General features: G+C 70.9%; 19 protein-coding genes. 3 read left to right on the top strand and 16 right to left on the bottom strand.

Annotated elements, in window-relative coordinates; all coding sequences use genetic code 11:
* Positions 1-5 precede the first annotated feature (5 nt).
* The 12 genes from HD597_RS36540 to HD597_RS36480 all read right to left on the bottom strand — a co-directional run bounded on the left by HD597_RS36540 (position 6) and on the right by HD597_RS36480 (position 15,863).
* Entirely contained in the window at positions 6-1,190 is a 1,185-nt protein-coding gene (locus tag HD597_RS36540; protein WP_253748207.1) for an ABC transporter permease, read from the bottom strand.
* 6 nt (positions 1,191-1,196) lie between these two features.
* Entirely contained in the window at positions 1,197-2,195 is a 999-nt protein-coding gene (locus HD597_RS36535; protein ID WP_253748205.1) for an ABC transporter permease, read from the bottom strand.
* Positions 2,196-2,204: 9 nt separating this feature from the next.
* Positions 2,205-4,193 carry an ABC transporter substrate-binding protein gene (locus tag HD597_RS36530; protein WP_253748203.1) on the bottom strand — a complete coding sequence of 663 codons (1,989 nt, stop codon included), beginning with the start codon at positions 4,191-4,193 and terminating at the stop codon, positions 2,205-2,207.
* Between the two features lie 23 nt (positions 4,194-4,216).
* Positions 4,217-6,565 carry an Ig-like domain-containing protein gene (locus tag HD597_RS36525; protein ID WP_253748201.1) on the bottom strand — a complete coding sequence of 783 codons (2,349 nt, stop codon included), beginning with the start codon at positions 6,563-6,565 and terminating at the stop codon, positions 4,217-4,219.
* A 258-nt stretch (positions 6,566-6,823) separates the two neighbouring features.
* A complete protein-coding gene (locus HD597_RS36520; RefSeq protein ID WP_253748199.1) occupies positions 6,824-7,840 on the bottom strand; it encodes a sugar-binding transcriptional regulator in 1,017 nt (338 codons plus the stop codon).
* Complete coding sequence (locus tag HD597_RS36515; protein ID WP_276083112.1) at positions 7,830-9,347, bottom strand: FGGY family carbohydrate kinase; 1,518 nt, start codon at positions 9,345-9,347, stop codon at positions 7,830-7,832. The genes HD597_RS36520 and HD597_RS36515 overlap by 11 nt, the downstream gene beginning before the upstream one ends.
* Positions 9,334-10,284: a transketolase family protein gene (locus tag HD597_RS36505; protein WP_276083111.1), complete on the bottom strand. Its 951-nt coding sequence runs from the start codon at positions 10,282-10,284 to the stop codon at positions 9,334-9,336. Before HD597_RS36505 ends, HD597_RS36515 begins: the two co-directional genes overlap by 14 nt.
* Complete coding sequence (locus HD597_RS36500; protein ID WP_253748195.1) at positions 10,281-11,216, bottom strand: transketolase; 936 nt, start codon at positions 11,214-11,216, stop codon at positions 10,281-10,283. The genes HD597_RS36505 and HD597_RS36500 overlap by 4 nt, the downstream gene beginning before the upstream one ends.
* Complete coding sequence (locus HD597_RS36495; RefSeq protein WP_253748193.1) at positions 11,206-12,186, bottom strand: sugar phosphate isomerase/epimerase family protein; 981 nt, start codon at positions 12,184-12,186, stop codon at positions 11,206-11,208. Before HD597_RS36495 ends, HD597_RS36500 begins: the two co-directional genes overlap by 11 nt.
* Positions 12,187-12,204: 18 nt before the next feature.
* Positions 12,205-13,071, bottom strand: a complete 867-nt coding sequence (locus HD597_RS36490) for a nucleoside hydrolase (protein WP_253748191.1) — start codon at positions 13,069-13,071, stop codon at positions 12,205-12,207.
* Positions 13,072-13,152: 81 nt separating this feature from the next.
* Complete coding sequence (locus HD597_RS36485; RefSeq protein ID WP_253748189.1) at positions 13,153-14,442, bottom strand: hypothetical protein; 1,290 nt, start codon at positions 14,440-14,442, stop codon at positions 13,153-13,155.
* Positions 14,439-15,863, bottom strand: coding sequence for a pectinesterase family protein (locus HD597_RS36480; protein ID WP_253748187.1), 1,425 nt, complete (start codon positions 15,861-15,863; stop codon positions 14,439-14,441). Before HD597_RS36480 ends, HD597_RS36485 begins: the two co-directional genes overlap by 4 nt.
* Positions 15,864-16,460: 597 nt before the next feature.
* On the opposite strand from HD597_RS36480, the gene HD597_RS36475 reads away from it, so the two are divergent.
* Genes HD597_RS36475 through HD597_RS36465 form a run of 3 tightly spaced genes read left to right on the top strand, consistent with a single transcriptional unit; the run spans position 16,461 to position 18,801 of the window.
* Positions 16,461-17,120 (top strand): DUF998 domain-containing protein, encoded by a 660-nt coding sequence (locus HD597_RS36475; protein WP_253748185.1) that lies wholly within the window; start codon positions 16,461-16,463, stop codon positions 17,118-17,120.
* A 31-nt stretch (positions 17,121-17,151) separates the two neighbouring features.
* Entirely contained in the window at positions 17,152-17,526 is a 375-nt protein-coding gene (locus tag HD597_RS36470; protein ID WP_253748183.1) for a YciI family protein, read from the top strand.
* An 18-nt stretch (positions 17,527-17,544) separates the two neighbouring features.
* Positions 17,545-18,801 (top strand): RNA polymerase sigma factor, encoded by a 1,257-nt coding sequence (locus HD597_RS36465; RefSeq protein ID WP_253748181.1) that lies wholly within the window; start codon positions 17,545-17,547, stop codon positions 18,799-18,801.
* A gap of 7 nt (positions 18,802-18,808) precedes the next feature.
* Here the strand turns inward: HD597_RS36465 and HD597_RS36460 are convergent, their stop codons facing one another.
* The 4 genes from HD597_RS36460 to HD597_RS36445 all read right to left on the bottom strand — a co-directional run bounded on the left by HD597_RS36460 (position 18,809) and on the right by HD597_RS36445 (position 23,257).
* Positions 18,809-19,672 (bottom strand): RpnC/YadD family protein, encoded by an 864-nt coding sequence (locus HD597_RS36460; protein WP_253748178.1) that lies wholly within the window; start codon positions 19,670-19,672, stop codon positions 18,809-18,811.
* 62 nt (positions 19,673-19,734) lie between these two features.
* Positions 19,735-21,246: an MFS transporter gene (locus HD597_RS36455; protein ID WP_253748176.1), complete on the bottom strand. Its 1,512-nt coding sequence runs from the start codon at positions 21,244-21,246 to the stop codon at positions 19,735-19,737.
* A gap of 103 nt (positions 21,247-21,349) precedes the next feature.
* Positions 21,350-21,973 carry a hypothetical protein gene (locus tag HD597_RS36450; RefSeq protein WP_253748174.1) on the bottom strand — a complete coding sequence of 208 codons (624 nt, stop codon included), beginning with the start codon at positions 21,971-21,973 and terminating at the stop codon, positions 21,350-21,352.
* Positions 21,974-22,189: 216 nt separating this feature from the next.
* A complete protein-coding gene (locus tag HD597_RS36445) occupies positions 22,190-23,257 on the bottom strand; it encodes an SMP-30/gluconolactonase/LRE family protein (RefSeq protein WP_253748172.1) in 1,068 nt (355 codons plus the stop codon).
* Between the last annotated feature and the right edge of the window lie 7 nt (positions 23,258-23,264).

The following is a 23,264-nucleotide window of genomic DNA, read 5'->3' as shown; positions in this document are numbered from 1 at the left end:
CCTGCTCACCTTCCTGTCGCTGTGTTGATGGTCGCGCTCGCTCGTCGCCCTGCGCGGTCACGCCAGAAGGGCTTCCTTCTCCGGGCTCGGCTCGCCGCTCCGTACGGGTCGGCGGCGTCACGAAGCCCGTCACCGAAGAAGTTCATGGCGACCACGACGACCACCACCGCGACGCCCGGAGCCAGCAGCCACGGCGCGTTCGCGACGACGCGCACGTTCTGCGCGCCCTCCAGCAGCACGCCCCAGCTCACGGCGGGGGCCTGCAGGCCCAGGCCGAGGAAGCTCAGGCTGGTCTCGCCGAGGATCATGGCCGGAATGGCCAGCGACAACGAGGCGATGATGTGGCTGGCGAAGGACGGGATCATGTGCCGGAAGATGATCGACAGCCGGCCCACGCCGTCCAGCCGGGCGGCCGTGACGAAGTCCTCCTCGCGCAGCGACAGGAACCGCCCGCGCACGTCCCGGGCCAGGCCGGTCCACCCGATCAGCGACAGCAGCACCGTGATGGCGAAATATCGGGTCAGCGGCCCCCAGTCGGTGGGCAGCGCGGCCGACAGCGCCATCCACAGGGGCAGCGTCGGGATCGCCATCAGGAACTCGATGATCCGCTGCACGACGTTGTCGACGCCGCCGCCGAAGTATCCGGAGATGCCGCCGATGAGCATGCCGAGCAGGAAGCTGGCCGCCACCCCGACCAGGCCGATCGACAACGACACCCTGGCGCCGTGGATCAGTCTGGACAGCAGGTCCCGCCCGTTCTGGTCGGAGCCCAGCAGGAAGAACGGCTCACCCTTCTGCACGGGCCCGATCAGGTGGATGTCGGACGGGATCAGGCCGAGCAGCTTGTACTCGTCGCCGTGCACGAACAGCCCGACCTCGATCACCTGCGTCGGATCCTCGGTGTAGCGCTGCTCGAAGGTGTTCGGGTCGCGCTCGGTCGTGTACCCGTACACGTGCAGGCCGTGCTCGCCGGACAGGTGCAGCACCTGCGGCGGCGCGTACGTCATCGACGTGTTCGCGGTCGAGCTGGACATCGGCGCGAAGAACTCCGCGAAGATCGCCACGAAGTACACCGGGATGAGGATCGCCGCGCCGGCCATCGCGAGCCGGTGCCGCCGGAACTGCCGCCACATCAGCCGCGACTGCGGCAGCGTCCCTGCTTCCTTCGTCGTGGGTCGCCTGAGAAACATGCGGCGCTACTCTCTCTTGTACCGTTTGCGAATTCGCGGGTCCCACCACGCCAGCGCCAGGTCGCTCAGCACGGTGCCGACCACGGTGAGCAGGCTGAGGATCATGATGAAGCTGCCGACCAGGTACATGTCCTGGTTCATGACCCCGCTGAGCAGCAGCGGGCCGCCGGTCGGCAGGCTCATCACGACCGAGACGATGGTCTCGCCGCCGATCAGCCCCGGCAGCAGCCAGCCCACCGTGCTGAAGAACGGGCTGAGCGACATCCGCACCGGGTACCTCAGCAGCAGCTTCCACTCCGGCAGCCCCTTGGCCCTGGCCGTGTGCACGTAGGGCCGGTAGAGCTCGTCGAGCAGGTTCGCCCTGGTCACCCGGATCATGCCGGCCGTTCCGGAGACCGCGATGACCGCGATCGGCACCCAGAGATGGCCGAGCAGGTCGAGGACCTTGCCCAGGTTCCAGGCCGCGTCCTGGAACTCCGGTGAGAACAGCCCGCCGACGCTCTGCCCGAAGTAGCGGAACCCGACGTACATGAGGACCAGCGCCAGCATGAACTCGGGGATCGCCATCCCGATGAAGCCGAGGAAGGAGAAGCCGTAGTCGCCCCAGGAGTACTGCTTGACCGCGCTGTAGATCCCGATCGGGAACGCGATCGCCCAGACCAGGAGCAGCGAGGCGATCGACAGCACCGCTGACAGGAAGACCCGCTCGCCGATCAGCGTGGCGACCGGCTGGTTCCAGGCAAACGATTGACCGAAATCGCCGTGCAGCACGATGGCGGAGATCCAGCGCCAGTACTGGACGAAGATCGGGTCATCCAGGCCGTAGCGCTGCCTGAGGTTGGCGGCCTCCGCGGGAGTGATGCCCTCGCCGCCCGACTCCGCGTTCGCGACCAGGGTCGAGACGTAGTCGCCCGGCGGCAGGTTGATGATGACGAACGTGACGATCGAGATCGCCCAGAGCGTCACCACCACGTAGAGGAGGCGGCGGCCGAAGTAACCCAGCACGTCGGCCCCTCAGAGGGAGTACTGCTCGGGCATGGTCGGCCCGGGGTTCACCGGGGCGGCGGCCATGGACTCGGGCACGTTCTTGAAGCTGTTGGAGACGATGCCGTACTCGTTCGGGTACGAGCTGATCCCGATCGAGTAGAACTGCTCCCTGGAGATGCGCACGACCTCCTTGGCGTGCTCCAGCGCCTTGGTGAAGTCGGGCTCGGTGCGCATGGTGGTGAACGCCTCCAGCTGCTTGCGCACCTCCTCCGGCGGCTCGTCGCCGCTCTTGCCCTTGCTGCCGTACCACTGGGCCCAGCGGATCGCGTAGCGGGCGCTGCCGGAGTTGCTCGGCACGTAGTAGTGGTCGCCGCCGGTGCCGGTGATCACGTCGAAGTCGCTGCACGTGTACGCGGACGCCTGCGGGTTGTTGCCCATCGTGCGCTCGTCGTACAGCGTGGACGACACCGGATCGACCCGCAGCCCGACCCCGACCGCCTCCCAGTCCTTCTTGACGAACTCCAGCGCCTGGACGTGGTGGGGGAACTCGGTGTCGGCCATGATCGTGATCATCAGCGGCTTGCCGTCGGGGCCGAGCCGCTTGCCGTCCGCGTCCTTGTCGGTCAGCCCGGCCTTGTCCAGGAACTCGTTGGCCCTGGCGACGTCGTACTCGGTGTACTGCTTGGCGAAGTCCGCGTCGTACAGGGCGTTGGCCTTGGAGGGCGCGCCCTGCCAGGGCTCGCCCTGGCCCGCGTACACGCCGTCGATGATCTGCTTGCGGTTGATCGCGTACGACAGCCCGACCCGGAAGTCCTTCTTCCTGAACAGCTCGCGCAGGCCCTCGTCGGAGATGGTCTGGTTGAACTGGATGATCATCGTGTTGCTCAGCCGGCTCTGCACCTCGAACAGCCGGTACTTGCCCTTGCCTGCGTTCTGCGCGACCAGCGGCTTGTTCTCCGGCGTGTTGAAGTTGCGGAGCTGCATGTGGAGCTCGCCGTTCATGATCTTCAGCAGCTCCACCTCGACGTCGCCGAGGATCTCCGACCTGAACCGGTCGATGTAGGGGAGCTGGCGCCCCTGCTGGTCGACCTTCCAGTAGTACGGGTTGCGCTCGGCCACCACGGCCGTGCCCGTGCCGATCGCGTTACTGATCTTCCAGGCGTGCAGCGTGGGGATGTCGGCGTTGTGCGGGACGTCGTTCTTCTGCATGAACAGCTGGGTCCAGTCCTCCAGCTGCTGCTCCTTGGCGAGCTTGTCGGCGTCCGGGTTGTACTTCTTGTGGAACTGCTTGAGGTAGTGCTTGGGCAGCAGGAACCCGCTCGCCCCGCCCCGCTCGAACGTGGCGACCGCGATCTGGAACAGCAGGCCGGCCTTCGGCTCCTTGTAGACGTAGCGGACGGTCCGCTCGTCCACCTTCTCGACCTTGACCCGCTCGGTGGTGCTGCCGTTCTCCAGGTAGAGGTCGTAGATGCCGGTCGTGTGCAGGTCGTGGTAGGTGGCCACGTCCTCGAAGGCGAACAGCAGGTCGTCGGCCGTGCAGGGCTGCCCGTCGGACCACTTCAGGCCCTCGCGCAGCCGGAAGACGTATTCCCGGCCGCCGTCCTTGACCTCGAACTCGGCGACGTTGGGGATGATGTCGTCCGGGCCCTTCTGGCCGTTCGTGCCGGGCTTGAGCCGTACGAGGGGCTCGTAGAGCGTGAAGATCAGCCAGTCCCAGTCGTCCTCGCCGACCAGGGCCGAGCTCCACGTGCCGCCGTACTTGCCCGGCTCCTGCAGCGGGGTGACGGTCAGGGGGTTCTTCGGCAGGCGCTGCTCCAGCGGGGGCAGCTTGCCGGCCTTGACCAGCTCCGCCAGCGCCGGCGCCTCCTTGGCGGACAGGTCGGCGGCCTGGGCCGTGCCGGCGGCGGCGCCCGTGTCCGGGCTGGTGTCGAAGAAGCTGCAGCCGCTCACCGTGGCGAGCGCGAGCAGTCCCCCGCCGCGGAGCAGGCTCCTCCTCGTCAACGCTTGCTCTGTCATGGGTGGTGCTCCGTTCTGGGGGTCTAACGATTGACCTTGACCTGGCTGAAGGTCGCGGTGGTGTAGACGTGGACGCCGTTCGCCTCCTGGTTGCCGTCCACGGCCAGGCCGACGTAGAAGCGGCCGGTCCGCATGACGATGCGCTCGTAGCCGATGCGCTCCCAGTTGAGCGAGTTCTCCGAGAGGAAGGCCTCGAACTCGGTGTCCCCGCCGGTCGGCAGGCTGCGGCAGACCAGGCGCAGCCAGTACGGCTTCTCGTCCAGCGGGTCCTCGCTGGTCGGCGGGTACACGCCGACGCTCGGCGCCGTGCCGTGGGAAGCGACCCTGATCGCCTTGGCGCGCTTGCGGGACCCGTCCTCGTTGCTGGCCGAGTATCCGATGCCGGCCATCATGAACGGCGAGTCGGGCTCCAGGTCCTGCCGCACCATGATGCCGGCGACGGCGTCGACGTGGTTCTTGCTCACGCCGTCCAGCCGGGCGGTGATCTCCAGGACCTCGCCGCGCTTGCTGAACCCGACCGCCTTGTAGGCGAAGTGGAAGGCGTCCTTCCAGCCGGCGATCTTGCCGGACCCCTTGATGGTGAACACGCCGTCCTTGAGCGCCGTGTTGCCGGGGATCGGCACCTCGCCGATGTCCTTGACCTGCCAGCCCGGGTGCGTCCTGGTGCGGTTGACGTGGATCGGCACCAGCGAGGAGGTGGTGGCCGAGCCCGTGCTGTCGGTGGCCCTGGCCGTCAGGAAGTAGGTGCCGTCGGTCACGCCCTTCCAGGTCGCCTGGTACGGCGCCGCCGCCGACTCGCCGATCTTCTCGTCGCCGTGGAAGAACTCGACGAGGGCGATGCTCGCCCCGTCGAGGGCCTTGGCGTCGGCCGTGATCGCGACCGGCTGCTTGTCCTTGCCGGCCGCGAACACCTGGTCGATCCTGGGGGAGGTGATCGTCACCTCGGGGTTGCGGGCCCCGGCCCGCTGGATCGAGTTCAGGTACCGCTCCAGGTTCGTGTACCCGTCGGCGCCCGCCGTCCTGGCGTCCTCGGCGTTGTTCGGGTCCAGGCCCTGCGCGCTCTCCCACTCGTCCGGGATGCCGTCCTTGTCGGTGTCGGCCGGCGCGGGCACCTCGGTGGGTAAGGGGAGGAAGCCGCCCACGTCCTTCTGGGAGTTGATGTGCCGGCCCGTGCCGGTGCGCGCCTCGCCGACCAGCCGGGCGTCGATGGCGTCCCGCCGCGGCAGGGTGGCCCCCGCCTGCTCCAGGACGGCCGCGTACGCCTGCTGCGCCGTCTGCTCGGTGACGCCGTTCTCGAACTCCACCGGCTTGGGCAGCAGCGTGATGCCGCCGATCGGGTAGGTGATGCCGAGCGTGTTGTCGGCCGTGACGTCGGCGTGGCCCTCGATCTCGTTGCCGCTGAGGTGCCACTGGCCGAACCGGCCAGGGGCGACGATCTCCCTGGCGGTCTTCGGCAGCGTGTTGGGGCCGGGCTTGTAGTAGTTGCCGACCAGGTTGATGCCGTTGGACCACTCGCCGCCGTAGCAGGAGGTGATGCCGTGGTTGTAGATCACGTTGTTGCGGTGGTCCACCACCAGGGCCATGCCCTCTTCGAAGCTGAAGCGCGGGTTGCGCGCGTTCTCGTGGATCAGCAGGTTGTGGTGGTAGGTGACGTTGTCGCCGCCCCACAGCCCGCCCATGCCGTGCCGGCCCTTGTCGTGCACCGAGTTGGTCAGGCCCTCGGAGATGATGCACCACTGCACGGTCACGTTGGTGTTGCCGTAGACCGAGAAGCACTCGTCCACGCCCCAGGAGAAGGAGCAGTGGTCGATGATCAGGTCCTTGACGCCGCGGGCGGCGAACGTGTCGATCGGGGTGCCCATCTCGTCACCGCCGCGGAAGCGCAGGTGGCGCAGGATGATGTTGTCGCCCTTGATCGCCGTCTCGTTGCCGGCGACGGTGACGCCGTGACCCGGGGCGGTCTGGCCGGCGATCGTGAGGTTGGACCCGGTGATGTCGAGCCCGCCCTTGATCCTGATGGTGCCGGCGACCCGGAAGACGATCGTGCCGTCGGACTTGGCGGCCGCCTCGCGCAGCGAGCCCGGGCCGTCGTCGGCCAGGGTGGTCACCTCGTACACGGCGCCGCCCCGGCCGCCGGTCGTGTACTTCCCCGCGCCCTCGGCGCCGGGGAAGGCCGGGATCTTCGGCTTGGCCGCCGTGGTCGCCTGCGTGCTCGGACTCGGCGACGGTGACGGCGTGGGCGCCGAGGCGGCGGCGGCCGTGCCGGCCTGCCCGGCCAGGGCCACGGCCGGCGTGGCCAGCGCCGCCGAGCGCACGAATGCGCGGCGGCTGAATTCTGATTGCTGGGGATCGAAGCCAGGGGCCTCGGTCATCGAAACGCTCTCTTTCCGCCCCGGGAATAGGCAGGGCTGTGCCGTGGATCGGCACACTCCGGACCACGCTGTCGATAGGTGAGAATTTTTATTCAGCCATGAATGGAGTGGATTGCATCACATCGTGAACGACACGGATGTGACTGTCAAGAGCGGTTTCTCGGCCAGATGACGCGCCGGTAAATTCTCAGGACTCGTCCAGGAACGGCGAAGGCCGCCGTGCGGCGTGCGCACGGCGGCCCTGTCCTGGGGGTGGGGCTAGTCCTTCAGCAGCTCCTCGGCCACGCCCACGTCCGTGATGAGCGTGTTGACCCAGCCGCCCCTGAGCGCGGCCCTGATGGCGGCGGTCTTGCGCCGCCCGCCGGCGATCGCGATGCGCCGCGGCACGCGCAGCAGGTCGGCAGCCGTGATGCCGAGGATGCGCTCCTCCAGCGGCGAGTCGACCAGCCGCCCCTCGGCGTCGAAGAAGCGCAGGCACACGTCGCCCACGGCGCCGAGCCCGCGCAGCGTCTCCATCTCCTCCTCGCCGATCGCGTTGCCGCTCTCCTGCAGCAACGGCGACGGGTTGAGGCTGCCGATGCCGACCAGCACCGTCGTCAGCCGCGACCAGGCGTCCACCACCTGCCGCACCACGTGGTCGTCGGACAGCGCCTGCCGCGCCACCGCCGAGCCGACCAGCCCCGGCGCGGGCAGGAAGACCGGCTCGGCGCCGGTCAGGTCGGCCAGGTGGGCTGCCAGCCGGGTGGCCTGCACCTGCGCCGAGCCCTTGCCCACGCCGCCGATGAGCTGCACGACCTCCTCGGCCACCCGCACCGGGCGGCGCTGCATGGCCTCCACCGTGGCCAGCAGGCTCGCGCTCCACGAGGAGATGCCGAGGTGCTCGCCGCCGATCAGCGTGGCGTCGAGGTACGTCGCGCCCGCCGAGCCCAGCGCGGCCACCACGTCGTGGCTGTCGCCCGAGGCGTCCACGACGATGATCTGCTCCACGCCGTACTTGCGCTCCAGGTCCTCCTCCAGCAGCGCGTGCACGCCGCTGGGCACCACGACCACCGTGCGCACGATGCCGATCTCCGCGGCCTCCTTCAGCAGCCGGGACACGCGCGGCTGCGAGATGCGCAGCTGGGCGGCGATCTGCGGCTGCCGCACGCCGTGCTCGTGGTAGAGCCGGGCCACGCGGACGAGCAGCCGCATGCGCTCGGACTCCTGGCTGAGCCGGCGCCCGCCGAACCGCACGGACTCCGCGCGGTTCTTCTCGAACTGACTGTCAGCTCCCACGATCGCTGGCCTCCGCTTCGGCTCCGCCGCTCCTGCTGGTCCGGTGGCGAGCCCGGGCCACTGCCGAGTGCCATTCTGCTAGGGCGCGACGCCGTTCGCACACCGGCAGAACGGGGGTGTAGCGCCGGCCATGGCGGGGCAGCCCGGACAGCTCCCGGCCGGACCATACACCGGATGCGGCCCCGGCGAGGTGCGCTGCGCCGAGCGCCGACAGCTCGGGCCGGCGCGCCACGAGCACGTCGTGACCGGTCACGTCGGCCTGCCACTGCATGAGGTCGGCGTTGGCGGTGGGCCCGCCGTCGGCCAGCAGCTCCGCCACCGGCCCCGCCGCGCGCTCCATGGCCGCCACGACATCACCGACCTGCAGGCCGACCGAGTCGACCGCCGCCCTCGCCATGTCCTCCCGCCGGCTGTCCAGGCCGAAACCCGTCATGATCGCCTCTGCCCGGTCGTCCCACCACGGCGCCCCGAGGCCGCCGAACGCCGGAACGATCTGCAGCCTACCCCGGCGGCCGGCGGCCGCGAGCCGCGCAAGCTCCTCGGCCTCCGTGCCCAGAACCCCGGCCAGCCAGGCGATCGTGGCCCCGGTGGACAGGATGTTGCCCTCCAGCGCGTACGCGGGCACGCCGTCGTCCCAGCCGATCGTCAGGCACAGCCCCTCGTCGCTCGCCGTCTCCGGCCCCGAGGTCAGCCCCATCACCGACGAGCCGGTGCCGTACGTGACCTTGACCCGCCCAGGCTGCCCCGCCGCGTGCGCGAACAGGGCGGCGTGCGAGTCGCCGAGCACCGCCGCGACCGGCACCCCGGCCAGGGCGGGATGCAGGCCCTTTGCTTCGGCGTGGGTCCCGGTGGAGGCCACCACGCGCGGCAGCGACTCCACCGGCACGCCGAACAGGTCGAGCAACTCGGGGCTCCACGCCCGCCGCCGCACGTCCAGCAGTTGCGTGCGGGAGGCGCACCCCACCTCGACGACGTGCCCGCCGCCCAGCCGGTGCAGCAGCCACGAGTCCACCGTGCCCAGGCACAGCTCGCCCCTCAGGGACCGCGTCCGCCCGGGGTCGTGGCGGTCGAGCAGCCAGGCCGCCTTGGCCGCGGAGAACATCGGGTCCAGGGGCAGGCCGCTGGTCCGGCGTACCAGGGAGGCGGCGCCCTCGGCGGCCAGGCGGGCGCACAGGGCGGTGCCCCGGCGGTCCTGCCAGCTCACCAGCGGTCCCAGCGGGGCGCCCGTGGCCCGGTCCCAGAGGATCACCGACTCGCGCTGCACGCTCAGCCCGACGGCGGCGATCCGCCCCGGGGGCGCCTGCGCGAGGCAGCCGGCCACGGCGTCGAGGACGCCGCGCCACAGCTCCTCGCCGTCCTGCTCGACCAGGCCAGGCTCGGGGTGCCGCCTGGACAGCGGCGCCGAGGCCCGCGCCACCGGCTCGCCCGCCGCGTCCACCAGGATCGCCTTGGTCGCGCTCGTGCCCTGGTCGACCCCCAGGACGAACCGTCGTTCAGCCGTGGTCAAGCCCCAGCACCTCCAACGCGGACCTGGCGATGCCGTCGGCGGTGAGCCCGAAGTGCTCCAGCAGGAAGCCCGTCTCCCCGGTCGGCGCGAACGTGCGGGTGCCGAGCAGCCGCATCGGCACCGGCCGCGTCTCCAGCACGACCTCCGCCACCGCCGCCCCGAGCCCGCCGGTCGGCACCGCCTCCTCGGCCGTCACGACCGCGCCCGTCTGCCGGGCCGCCGCCACGATCTCCTCCCGGTCGAGAGGCGAGACGGTGGACACGTTCACCACCCTGGCCTGCACCCCGCGCTCCTCCAGCAGCGCCGCGGCCTGCATCGCCCGGCTCACCATCGTGCCCGTCGCCACGATCGTCGCGTCCACGCCCTCGCGCAGCCGCACCGCCCGCCCGTACGTGAAGGCGGGGGCGCCGGGCGGCGACACGTCCGGCACGGGGAACCGGCCGATCCGCAGGAACACCGGCCCGTCCGTCTCCGCCGCCCACCTGATCGCCGCGCGGGTCTGCGCGGGGTCGGCGGGCACGATCACCGGCAGGTCGGCGATGGCCCGCAGCCACGACAGGTCCTCCGTCGAGTGGTGCGTCGGCCCCAGCGCCCCGTACGCCAGCCCGGGGCTCATCCCGCACAGCTTGACGTTCGCCAGGCTGTAGGCCACGTCGGCCTTGATCTGCTCCAGTGCCCTGGCCGTCAGGAACGTCGCCGCCCCGCACACGAACGGCACCAGCCCCGCGTTGGCCAGCCCGGCGCCGATCCCGACCATGTCCTGCTCGGCGATGCCCACGTTGACCAGCCGGTCGGGGAACTCGGCGGCGAACGTGCCCAGCTTGCTGGAGCCCACCGAGTCGTTGCAGACGGCCACGACGCGACTGTCGGCGCGTGCCAGCCTGACCAGCTCGTCGGCGAAGGCGTCCCGGCAGTCGTGTGTCTCTTCCAGGATCAACGCAGTTCCTCTAGTGCCAGGCGGGCCTGCTCGGCGTCCGGCACCTTGTGATGCCACTCCACCCGATCCTCCATGAACGAAACCCCTCGGCCCTTGACGGTCCTGGCGATCACGCAGCGCGGCCGGCCCGCGTCGTGCGGCGCGGTCATGGCGTCCAGCAGCGCCAGGTGGTCGTGGCCGTCCACCTCGACCGCCTCCCAGCCGAACGCCCGCCACTTGTCGGCCAGCGGCTCCAGCTCGTTGGTCGCGCTGGTCCTGGCCCCCTGCTGGAGGCCGTTCCTGTCGATCACGGCCGTGAGCGACGTGAGCCCCCGATGCCCCGCCGTCATGGCGGCCTCCCAGTTGCTGCCCTCCTGCAGCTCGCCGTCGCCCAGCACCACCACGGTCCTGGCCGCCGAGCCGCGCAGCCGCAGGCCGACCGCGATGCCGACGCCCACCGGCAGGCCGTGCCCGAGCGGGCCGGTGCTGGTCTCGACGCCGGGCACCGACCTGCGGCTCGGGTGGCCGTTGAGCGGCGACAGCGGGGCCGCGAACGTGCTCAGCCGCTCCGCGGGGAAGTAGCCGCACGTGGCGAGCGTGGTGTAGAGGGCGACCGAGCAGTGGCCCTTGCTCAGGACCAGCCGGTCGCGTTCCGGCCAGCCGGGGTCGGCCGGATCGACGCGGAGCACCGCGCCGTACAGGGTGGTGAGGATGTCGGTCACCGACAGGTCGCCGCCCGCGTGGCCGAGGCCCGCCGCCGCGATCGTGCTGATCACGGTGCGGCGGATGCCGCCGGCCAGGGCCGCCAGCGTGGCGGCCGAGTCGTCCCTGCCGGCGCGCGCCAGCCGCTCGCGCAGCCGCCGCCACTCGGCGATGGCGTCGTGGTCGGGCAGGAGGCCGGTGACGTCCGGTCCGGGCGGGGCGGCGGTGATCGTCGTCTGGCTAGGTCGCACGTGCCATCCCGATCGCCGACCAGAGGATCGCCTGCGCCGCGAGCGCGTCCTGGCGCTCCTGCGCGTCCGCCAGCTCTTCCAGGTCGATCCGGTCGCACACCTGCTCCAGCGCCCGGATGGTCCTGATGCTCTCGGACAGGGCCCGCACCGGGTCCTCCCTGAACGGGAACTGGTCGAGCAGGACCGGCTTGTCCCAGCCGATCCGGCGCACGGCCAGCAGGTACTCGACGGTCTCGAACAGGTGCACCGAGGCCACCGGCAGGTCGTCGTCCCAGCCGCGCCAGTTGTCGTTCAGCTCGACCGAGACGAGCCTGCCGCGCCGGTGCACGAGCTGCACCGCCTCGGCCGGCGTCTCGCCGGCCAGCAGCGAGTGGCCGAAGTCCATGACGATGCCGACGTTCGGCTGCCCGGCCTCGTCGATGGCCAGCAGCGTACGGGCCGCGTCGGCGAGCGTGATGCGCACCCGCGGCTCCTTGGCCTTGTACTCGATGGCGAACTGCACGTCGGGATGCGCCGAGGCGAGGTCGCGGATCGCGCTCACCGTCAGCTCCCACAGCCGCGCGTAGTCGGCCTGCCCCGGCAGGTCGAACCCGTCCTGACCAGGCCAGAACTTCACGTAGTCGGCGCCCAGCTCCCTGGCCACGGCGACGGCCTCGTGCACGCGCTCGGCGGCGCGGCGGCGCACCTCGGGCTCGGGGTTGGTGAAAGCTCCTCTGGCGAACTCCCTGGTGTAGAGGTGCGGCGTGATCGCCCTGGCCCGCAGCCCGCGCTCGGCCAGCGCCGGAGCCAGCTCCGACGCCTTGGAGATCCCCTCGGCGAACGGCACGTTGATGTCCAGGCACTCCAGCCCGTCCACGGCCGCCGCCAGGTCAAGCATCTGCGTCATCGTCCTGGCCGGGCCGTAACCGTCGGTCGCGTACCGGTCGACGATCTGCCCGAACGCCCATATTCCGGCGCCGAACGTCAGCATGGTCCTCGTCCCTCCCTGTCAGCGGTGATCCGCGAAGGCGCGTAGCTTCGCGAAGAAGTCCTCATGGATGAAGCGCGCGTCGATCGAGCCGTACGTGCGGATCGGCCGGTTGGCGGCGGAGAAGTCGTGCGTGCCGTCGTGACGGAAGTTCGGCGCCGGCCGCTCCACCCAGGTCCCGCAGTCGGGGTGCAGCATCAGCCCGATCGCGGGGGAGTCGCCGAGCACGCGGAACTCGATCGACCCGCCGTGCTGCCGCTCGTTCCACTCCACGAGCTGGCGGACGAGGTAGTCGCCGAGCTCGCCGCACGGCGCGACCTTCGCGTCGAGCTCGGCGTAGCCGACGGCCGTCATGCGGTACGTCGGCGCCGGGATCTGCCACACCTTCAGCGCCGAGGAGAAGACGATGTTGGCCGCCACGATGTCGTTGGACAGGTTGAACTCCGGCCTGCCGTTCTGCGGCCCGGCGCCGTCGTACCCGCCGCCGCCGATCCAGATCACGGTCACGTCCCGCTCGGCGATGCGCGGCTCCAGCATCAGGGCCGAGGCCATGTCGGTCAGCGGGCCGAGGAAGGCCACGTAGAGCGGCTCGGCCACGTCGCGCATGGCCTCCTCGACGATCAGCTCGACGCCCGGGGCCGGGACCGGGGTGCCGGCGTCGGGCAGCGCGTACGGCGCGCCGTCCGCCACCGGCACCCGGCCGTCGAGCTTCATGAGCCGCAGCAGCAGCTCGATCTCCGCCCGGCTTTCCTCAAGACTCGACCGGGTGCGCCGGCTGCCGAAATGCGCGGCCACCAGACCGCGGATGTCCAGGCTCGGGGAGAGCAGGGCGTGCACGATGGCGAATTGGTCGTCCGCCTCGTTTTTCGCATCGGTGTTGACGATCACTCGGCGCCGATGGGAAAACGTTCTGTCCGCCATGCGACCTCCGCCTGAATATCTATTCAGCAATGTATCTATATTCCGATATTATGTTGTGACATTTGTTGTGTCAAGATCCCAGAGGATCACGGAAAGCGCGTGCGGCGAGATGGTGTGGTCGTCGTGCGTGGCGTCCTCCAGCAGGTCCCACCGCCCGCGCTCGGGCCGCCCGCCGGCGAGCAGCGCCACCCGGTCGCGCACCGCGGCCTGGTAGACGCGGTGGCTCACGCCGTTGAAGCAGCAGTCGTCGAAGCGGTTGAGTATCTGGAGCTGCCCCCTGTTCTCGCCGATGGAGGCCATCACGTACATCTCGAGGTAGTCGTCGGCCGTGCCCGCCGTGATGGAGGAGTAGAAGCCGGGGAACGACGCCCTGGTCTGCTCCCAGTCGCCCGTGGTGGGGCTGGGCTTGGGGGAGGCGGCCCGCAGGAAGAACGGCAGCGAGCCGGCCGTGGGGTAGCTGTGGTTGATCCTGGGGTCCAGCGCCGCGTACACCGTGGTCGTCCAGCCGCCGCCGGACAGGCCCAGCATCTCGACCGACGCCGGGCGGTAGGCGGCCTGGGCGTGGTTCAGCGTGACGACCAGCGGCTCCAGGAAGAACGTCAGCGTGGAGAAGGCGTCGCTCTCCCACGGCACGAGCTCGCGGTGCGAGGGGCTGGGCAGCATCGTGCCCGGGCTCTCCGGGTCCTCGATCTGCTGGCCACCGTTCCAGTGGTGGAACGGCATCGCGTACGCCATCACGCGGTAACCCCGGTCGAGCAGGGCCTGGACGGTGCGGAGCATGGTGTCGAGCGGCTCGCCGTGGCCGTTGTGGTAGAGGGCCAGGCGGCGGTTCCACGCCTTGCGGGGCAGGATGTCGTACACCTTGGCGGTGATCCTGTACTTCAGGGGGACCGTGAGCCGGTCGATCCTGCGTACGCCGGTGAGCGAGGCGAACTCGGGGGCGCTCACCCCCGTCTCGACGGTCGGGACCGTCCTCGGCAGTCCTTCGCCCTTCCAGATGAAGTCCACCATCTTCTGCCGGCGGGCCGCGATGTCCGCGCCGCTCGTGATGCCGATCAGCGGCTCGATGTCCACGCCCGCCACGGCCTGGGGCAGCGTCCTGTACTCGGGACCGAACCTGGCCGCCGCCTCCTGGTTCACCGGCGCGACCGGGCGCGGCGGACGCCTGCCGCCGTGCCGCGTGACGTCGCTCCCGCCGGCGGCGGTTTCTGCCGCGCCGTTCCCGCCGGAAACCGCCGCCGCCGCGGCGCCCGCCGGCACGCCGGCGGCCAGCGCGACGCCGAGGCCGCCCAGCACGCCCCCGAGCACCCTGCGCCTGCTCGTCTCGTTCTCCGTCATCGCGTCGTCACTCCATCCAGAGGATTCCAGCCGCCCAGCACGAACGAGGGGTCGCTCCACTGCTTCGCCTCCTCGGGCGTGAGCTGGCGGGAGCAGGCCAGCCGCTGCGAGGTGTCGATCGGGCGGCCGTCCAGATCGGTGCTGCCGTACTCCCAGAACGAGGCGGACCCTGCCTGCGCGCAGTCGTTCGGATCGATCTGCCAGCCCACCGGCGCCACGTGGGCGTCCATCTTCGTGTCGATGAACACCGCCTGGCTGTGGGTGAACCGCCACACCGCGGTGCGCCCCAGCACCACGGACGCGTCCGGCACCCCGGGCGCCCGCGTCAACCTGGTGCGCACGAAGACGTAGCCCGGCCGCGTCGCGTCACTGCGGCTCTGCGAGATGTAGCCGCGGTCGGTGGACTCCAGCACCGAGTCCTGGATGAACACCGTGCCCGTGCCCCACACGAAGTCGGTGTCGCCGCGGATGTGGCTGTCGGTGACGAAGCCCTTGCCCTGCAGCCGCAGCGTGTCCTGGTTGCTGAAGAGATTCACGCGCTCCAGCGCGATGCGGTCGTTGTTGCCGCGGAACGCCTCGGCCTGAGAGCCCCCGTCCGGCGTGGTGTTGTGCACGGTGAGGTCGGCGAGCCGGAAGTCGGCCGCGTCCACGCCGAACGTCTGCCGCCAGCAGTTGTGCAGGTCGGAGGTCTCCAGCACGCGGCGCGGGCACACGTCGGCCGGGCCGCCGTTCGCCAGCGCCTTGTCGCCGTTGCGCAGGTCGTTGTTGGGATACCGGATCACGGTACGGCCCTGGCCCGCGCCCTTCACCGTCAGATGCGGCCGGTCCTCGCGGACGTACACCATCTCGGTGTAGACACCGCGCTTGACATCGATGGTGACCGGCCGCGTGTTGCCGGTGGGCACGGCGTCGATGGCGCCCTGCACGGTGCAGAAGTCACCGGACCCTTCGGCGGAGACGGTCAGGTGGCGCAGGTTGCGCGGCTTGTGCTTCCTGGTCGTGAACTGCCGGCTCGCCGCGCCGTGCCCGGGGAAGACGCCGGCGTCGACGGTGACGGTGTACCGCCGGCCGTACTCGAGCTGACGGTGGGGATAAACGGTGGCGGTGTTTCCCTCCATCATGATCGATTCGTACGAGAAGTCGTGCGGCAGCCCCGTGTCCGAGATCGCCTGGCCGATGTTCTTCTTGTCCGTCTTGGCGGTGGCCGCCTCGATGCGGTCGGCGAGCGTGCCGTCCGCGCGCCGGATCTCGATCGCTCCCGAGGATCCCAGGGTGACGGGCTCGGGGAAGGTGATCGTCAGGGGAGCGTCCACGCAGGTCCCGCCGCGTCCCGGCGCCGAGATGACCGGGGCGGTCTCCGCGGCGGCGGGGGTGGTGACCAAGACGAGCGCTGTGACGAGAACGGGGATCGATACCTTCACATTCGGCCTCTCTGTGCGCGAATGGATAATGGAGGGTGAATATATATGTAGACCGGTTAACAGGTCCGGTCAAGAGTTGTGAGCCATGTCCTCGCGCATGACGGCTATCGCCTGCCCCTGGCCGCCGGCGGCTTCTACGCCGGATGATCGATCGCGCGGACGGCGAGATGACGGAAGCGCGGCGACTGGCCGAAACTCGGCCCAAGGGCCGGCGACCGCGTCGGAACACTCAGGAGTAGAGCCGCTCCGGCGTGACCAGCATGAGCTCGCTGCTCTTCGCCGCCAGCAGATCGGCGGTGAACCCCGCGGCCTAGAGCAGCCGTAGAGCGTCAGGCTCGGCGCCCTTGTGCCGGCTCAGCTCGACGATGGCCGTCCACATGCCGGCCGTCCCGATGACCATGAGGGATGGATCGTCGGGAAACCTCTTCTGCAGGAGCTGGGCCCCTGATCGACCATGGCCCGTAGCCCTTGGCTGTCGGCCGCGGCCACGAAAAAAGGTGAAAAGAAATCCGCGGGCCGTGTCGAAATCGGCCTCGCTCGTTCGCTGCCTGGTCAGAGGGCCGGATGAGCCGGCCCCGCGACGCAAGGTGGACGACCATGGCTCAGCTCGCCCAGACCTCCTCCCGCCCGATCTCCCGCCCCCGCCTGCTGCTCGGCTGCGGCATCCTGGCCGGCCCCCTGTACGTGACCGTCGCCCTGGCCCAGGCGCTCACGAGGGAGGACTTCGACCTGGCGCGACACCCCTGGAGCTTCCTGGCCAACGGCGACCTCGGCTGGATCCAGACCCTCAACTTCGTCCTCACCGCCCTGGCCACCATCGCCGCCGCGGCCGGCATGCGGCACGCCCTGGCGCCGGGACGCGGCGCGCGGTGGGCCCCCGTCCTGGTCGGCGCGTTCGGCGCCAGCATGATCGGCGCCGCCCTCTTCCCCGCCGACCCCGCCATGGGCTTCCCCGCCGGAACCCCGGAGGGCCCCGGCGCCATCACCCTCTCCGGCACCCTGCACATGGCCGTCGGCGGCGTGGGCTTCCTGTGCGCGGTCGCGGCCTGCTACGTCCTCGCCTCCCGCTACGCCCGCGACGGCCGCAAGGGCTGGGCCTGGTACTCCCGCGTCACCGGCACCCTGTTCCTCGGCTCGTTCGCCGGCATCGCGAGTGGTGGTGGGATCACCTGGTTCAACCTGGCGTTCGTCGTCGGCATCCTGGCCCTCTGGAGCTGGATGTCGCTAGTGTCGCTGGACCTGTCCCGCTCCGCCTGAAATCCCTCCCTCACCGAAAGGCATCGCAACCATGCGTTACCTCGTCACCCTCAAAGTCACCGCCCAGCCCGACGGCCCGCCCCCGGCCGACCTCATGGAGGCCATCATGAAGCTCGGCCAGGAGGCCACCGAGTCCGGCGCCCTGCTCGACACCAGCGGCCTGGCGCCCAGCTCGGAGGGGGCGCGCGTCGAGGTCGGCGGCGGCCGGCTGATCGTCAGCGACGGCCCGTTCGCCGAGGCCAAGGAGATGATCAGCTACGCCCTGTACGAGGTCAGGACCAAGGAGGAGGCCGTGGAATGGGCCTCCCGCTTCGTCAGGCTGCACCGCGACCTGTGGCCCGGCTGGGAGGGCGAGGCCGACGTGCTCCGGCTCTTCGGCCCCGCGGACTTCGCCCCGCCCGCCTGATCGCGATAATCAGGACGCATGACGGTAGCCGATTCCCACCGGGCGGTCGAGGCGGTCTGGCGCATCGAGTCCGCCCGGGTCATCGCGGCGCTGGCCCGCATGGTCAACGACATCGGGCTGGCGGAGGAGCTGGCCCAGGACGCCCTGGTGGCGGCGCTCGAAGAATGGCCGCGTAACGGCGTACCGGACAATCCCGGCGCCTGGCTGACGCTGACCGCCAGGCACCGCGCCATCGACCAGTTCCGCCGCCGCGACACCTACCAGCGCAAGCTGCAACAGATCGGCCGCGACATGGAGCTCCGCCAGGAATGGGCAGAAGCCGACCTCGACGACGCCCTCGACGACCACATCGGCGACGACCTGCTACGTCTCGTCTTCACCGCCTGCCACCCGGAGCTCCCGGTCGAGGGGCGCCTCGCCCTCACCCTCCGGCTGCTCGGCGGCCTGTCCACCGCCGAGATCGCCCGGGCGTTCCTCGCCCCCGAGCCCACCGTCGGCCAGCGCATCTCCCGCGCCAAGCGCACGCTCGCCGACAAGAGGATCCCCATCGAGCTGCCGTCGCCCGCCGAACTGCCCGCCCGGCTGGCCTCCGTCCTGGAGGTCATCTACCTGATCTTCAACGAGGGGTACGCGGCCAGCGCGGGCGAGGACTGGATCCGCCCGACGCTCTGCCAGGAGGCGATGCGGCTCGGCCGGGTGCTGGCCGGGCTCATGCCGGCCGAGCCCGAGGTGCACGGCCTGCTGGCCCTCATGGAGATCCAGGCGTCCCGAATTCCGGCCAGGACCGCCCCCGACGGCTCCCCGATCCTGCTGCCCGACCAGGACCGCAGCCGCTGGGACCGCCTGCTCGTCCGCCGCGGCCTGGACGGGCTGCGCCGCGCCGAGCATCTGGGCACACTCGGCCCGTACGGCCTCCAGGCCGCCATCGCCGCCTGCCACGCCCGCGCCCTCACCCCGCAGGCCACCGACTGGCCCCGGATCGCCGCCCTCTACCGGCTGCTGGTCCACCTCACACCCTCACCCGTCGTCGAGCTGAACCGGGCGGTGGCGGTCGGCATGGCCGAGGGGCCGGAGCGCGGGCTGGAGATCGCCGACGCCCTCCTGGACGAGCGCGCGCTACGCGACTACGCGCACCTGCCTGCCGTTCGCGGCGACCTGCTGGCCAGGCTCGGCCGTGACGAGGAAGCGGCGGCCGAGTTCCGCCGCGCGGCCGGGCTGACTCGCAACGTTCGTGAGCGCGAGCTGTTCCTCCAGCGCGCCACCGGGCTTGATTGACCGACCCTCACGTGCGGCTGAACAGGTCCTGGAGCGTGTCGGCGGTCGCCGCGCGGATGAGCCATGTGTGGAGTTGAGCGAGGTCGGTACAGGTGGTGATCATGGTGCGGATGTCGTCCGAGATATCGAAACCACGAGCGCCCAAGACCAGCAGCACCGACTTGGCAGCCTCTTCCGCCTTGCCTTCTTCCCGGCCACGGCCGAAGTGCTCGCGGGCGAAGGGGCTGTAAACCGGCCAGGCAGTGGACGCCATGATCTCCTCCAAGAGCTGCCGGATCTCGTGCCCGGACATGCTGTACGCGTATTCATAGTACTTCGTAGCGTGTTCATCGGAAGCTCTGTTCAGCGCGGCGGCGAACGCCTCGACGACCTTGCGGTCCCGGCCTTGAGTCATGACGGACATGACAGCGAGTGGCAGGTCCGCCGCAGCTTCCTGGGGGTCGATGATGGCTGGAATGTCCCGCGGCCCCACCACCCGAGGCTGGAAGCGGTAGCCGTTGAGTCCTGATTCAACTGGTTTCGCGTAATGGTCGGCGTCTGATTGGTTCGGACAGACGACCAGAACTGTGACGTCGCACTTCAACAGCAGCCAAGCGGCGGCGGCGTAGCGGGCAAGCTGCCGGGCCTCCTTCTTGTTGTCCTGCTGAACTTCCACGATGATCGCGTGCAGCGGGCTCTGTCGCGGCCCCAGGGTGAAGACCAGGTCAGGCTCGATGTCGTCGGAGATGCGTGTGTTGAAGGTGCGCTCCTCCTCTTGGATGATCGAGGTGGCAGGCAGCTCGACGTGCAGGAGGTCGCGCAGAATCTCCGTCACCAGTTCGGGGCGGTCGGAGAACAGTTGGACGAGAGCGTCATGCGGAGGGGACGGCATGGCGCATAGCGTATCGGTGTGCTCACCATCGGTGATGACATTTCGTGGTGGGGGCAAGCTCGCTACTTCGGCCCATCGGCCGTTGCCGTGGCTGATTCCGCGGACGCGCTCGAAGGCTCGGGGCCGGTCGGGCGGGTGGTCCAGATCAGTACGGCCAGCCCGGCGAAGATGACCGCCGCGACACCCCCGTTGACATGCACGCCCACGGTGAACGCCTCCCGCGCGGTGTGCAGCAGCTCCGCGGCCTCGGCCGACGGCAGGTGCCCGCTTGTGGCGATCGCGCCGGCCAGCGAGTCGGACGCGCCGTCCATCCGGATGCGGTAGACCACCGTGGCCGTCAGCCCGAGCAGCGCGAAGCCGAGCGAGCCGCCGAAGTAGTTGCCCGTCTCCGACAGCGACGCCGCCGACCCGGCGCGCTGCGGCGGGACCGATCCGACGACCAGGCCGGTGCCGAGCGCGAAGAGCGGGCCGGTGCCCAGTGCCAGCACGGTGATGCCGATCATCACCTGCGGCAGGGCGCTCGCCTCGACGGCGACGCCGACCAGCAGCAGGCTGCCCAGCGCCGACACCACCAGCCCGCCGGCGATCGCGGCCGGCTGCCTCATGTGCCGGGCCAGCGCGGGTGCCGCCATGGTGCCGGCCGCCGTGCCCAGGCCCATGGGGGCGAACAGCAGCGCCGACGCCACGGGCGAGAAGCCCAGCACGCTCTGCAGGTACTGCGTCACCAGCAGGCCCGTACCGGCCATCACGACGCCCGCGAAGACCAGCGCGACGATCACGGCCGTGAACGGGCGGTTGCGGAACAGGCGCAGGTCCAGCAGCGGTGACTCCAGGCGCAGTTGCCGGCGTACGAACACGAACCCGATGACCGCCCCGGCGGCGACCGCCATCGCCGGCACGACCGCGACGCTCCCGACCGTCAGCTGCTTGATGCCGTAGACCATCAGGAGCACGGCGGCGAGGGACAGCCCGACGCTGGCCGGGTCCAGCCGTCCGGCCTGGTCGCCGCGGTACTCGGGAGGCAGGGCCGCCCCGGCGAGCAGCAGCGCCGCCATCGCCGGCACGGCCACCAGGAACACCGATCCCCACCAGAAGTGCTGCAGCAGGAATCCGGCGAGCACGGGCCCGAGCGCGCCGCCGGTGAACTGGCAGGTCGCACAGATGGCGATGGCCCGCCCGCGCTGACGGCCGTCCGGGAACATGTTGGTGATCAGGGCCAGGGTGGACGGCATCAGGGTCGCGCCGGCGACGCCCAGCAGGGCCCGCGCGACGATCAGCATCAGCGGGCTCGCCGAGAAGGCGGCCACGGCCGACAGCGCCGCGAACGCCGCCGCCCCGATCATCATCAGCAGCCGCCGGCGGCCGATCCGGTCGCCGAGCGTGCCCATCGTGATGACCAGACCGGCCACCATGAAGCCGTGGCCGTCACTGATCCACAACTGTTCGACGCCGGTGGCGCCCAGCTCGGCGCTCAGCTGCGGGAGCGCCAGGAACAACGCCGTCATGTCCATCGCGACGAGCGGGGTCGGCAGCAGGAGAACGACCAGCCCCCACCACGCTCGATTGCTTCGCATACTCGAAAACTCCCTGTTCTCTCGACATTTCGGGAGTTGGTCGGAGTGGGCGGGAGCTTTCGACATCGGTACGGAGGGGCGGCGGCCGCAGGGATTCGCGTCGTCAGCGGGTGATGAGCACGACCAGCAGGCCCAGGCCGAGCACCAGGTCCACCATGCCGCACCACTCGGCGAACGTCCGGGCGACGATCTTGCCGGCCCGCCAGTGGAAGCCGTCCCAGACGGCGTGACCCACCAGCCCCGCCGCCACCAGATAGCCTCCGATCGCGGGAGGAACCGACAGCACCAGCAGGCCGGCGGCCATGAAGGCGATCGCGCCCGGCGCCTGCACGGCGTGGACGCGCGGCCCGCGCAGCCGGCCGTTGACGAGGCCGAGCGCGGCGAGGGCGATCACGACGAGCGCCAGCGGCGGCCACGGGTCGATGTCCAGCGCGCGCAGGATCACGACCGTCGCCAGCAGGGCGAGCACCACCGCCCACGTGATGCGGGGCCGGTCGGCCACCGCGAGGAACAGGTAGCCCGCGGCCGGCAGGACGAACAGGATCATGTACTCCAGGCCGTCGCCGACGTCGGAGAGGCTGTAGACGGCCCAGGCGAGCGCCAGCAGGCTGGGCCAGCGGCGGCCCACAGCGGTCAGCGCGCGCAGCCACGGGGGCCGGGGTGCGGCGGGCCGGGTCTCGGCCGGGTCGTCGGCCGCGCCGGGAGCGGGGGCAGCAGAGTCAGTCATGGCCATCACTGTGGTCCGGGCCGCGCGGCGCATCGCCGTCTGGCCCGCAGGCGGTCCGGAATCCTGGGCTGCCGGTCCTTCGCCGCCCTCGCGGCCGGCGGATCCAGGCGTGCCGGCGGGCCGCCCCTTCCCGAGCCTCCTGCCCGGCGGGCCCGATCGCGGCGGGCCTGGTGCCGGCGGGCCCGGTTCCGGCGGGCCCGTTTCCGGCAGTTCGGGTCAGTACGTCACGCGGCCCACGGCGTCGCCGGTCTCCGTGCCGAGGTAGAGCGTGCCGTCCCGTTCGGTGACCGCGCTCACCGCCGTGAACGCACCCTCGCCCGAGTCCTGGAGGTTCGCGGTCACCGAGCCCCGCGCGTCGAGCCTGATCACGAAGCCGATCGGCGCCGGCTCCGGCAGCCACGTGTACGGCAGCCGCGTGATGGCTCTCCGCACCCCCGGCCAGGCGCCGAGCCCGTCGAGCAGCGGCGAGCGCAGCGACATGAGCGCCACCCAGTGACCGCCACCGGCGGCCGGGGAGATGTCGTTCGGGTAGCCGGGCAGGTTGGCGGCGAGCGTCTCCGTGGCCCCCGCCCGCGGCCCCGACAACCAGTGCCTGATGACGCGGTACGCGCCGGTCTCCGACACGAGCAGGTGCCCGCCGTCGTCCGACAGCACGATGCCGTTGGGCAGGTGCAGCCCGTCGCGCACGACGCCCGTGCGCCGGGTGCGCGGGTCGTAGGCGTGCACGGCGCCGTCGCCCGCGTGCTCCAGCACGATCCAGCGGGAGCGGTCGTAGTGGAAGCGGGAGGAGGACTCGGTGAGGTAGACGGTCCCGTCGGCCGCCACCGTCACGTCGTTGACCAGGCGAAGCCGCCGCCCGTTCACGCTGTCGGCGAGGGTTTCCGGCGGCCCGCCGCCGGGCGGGATCCGCAGGAGGGCGCCGCGCGGCTCGTCGGCCGCGATCAGCGCGCCGTCGGGTGCGAAGGCCATCCCGGTGGGCCGGCCGCCGGTGTCGGAGAACACCTCGGCCCCCGTCCCGTCGGCGGCCATGCGGGAGATCCTGCCGTCGGCCGAGCTCGTGTACAGCCTGCCCGCGCCGTCGAAGGCCACGGCGTCGGGGGCGCGCACGTGGCCCTGTGCCAAGCGGGTCACGCCCGCCAGCCGGTCGTTCGGTGCGTACGCGCCGGTCAGGCCCTGATCGGCGGGCGGATCCCAGGCCATCGGATCGACCGGAGTGGGCCAGAACGTGAGATAGCCGGCCAGCAGCACGACCACCGCCAGCCCTGCCTGGAAGAACCTGCGCACCCCAACT

The organism is Nonomuraea thailandensis (genome assembly GCF_024172165.1).
Classification (GTDB): Bacteria; Actinomycetota; Actinomycetes; order Streptosporangiales; family Streptosporangiaceae; genus Nonomuraea; species Nonomuraea thailandensis.
Note: the sequence above shows the minus strand (reverse complement) of the source record. Positions and strands in the feature narration are given on the sequence as shown.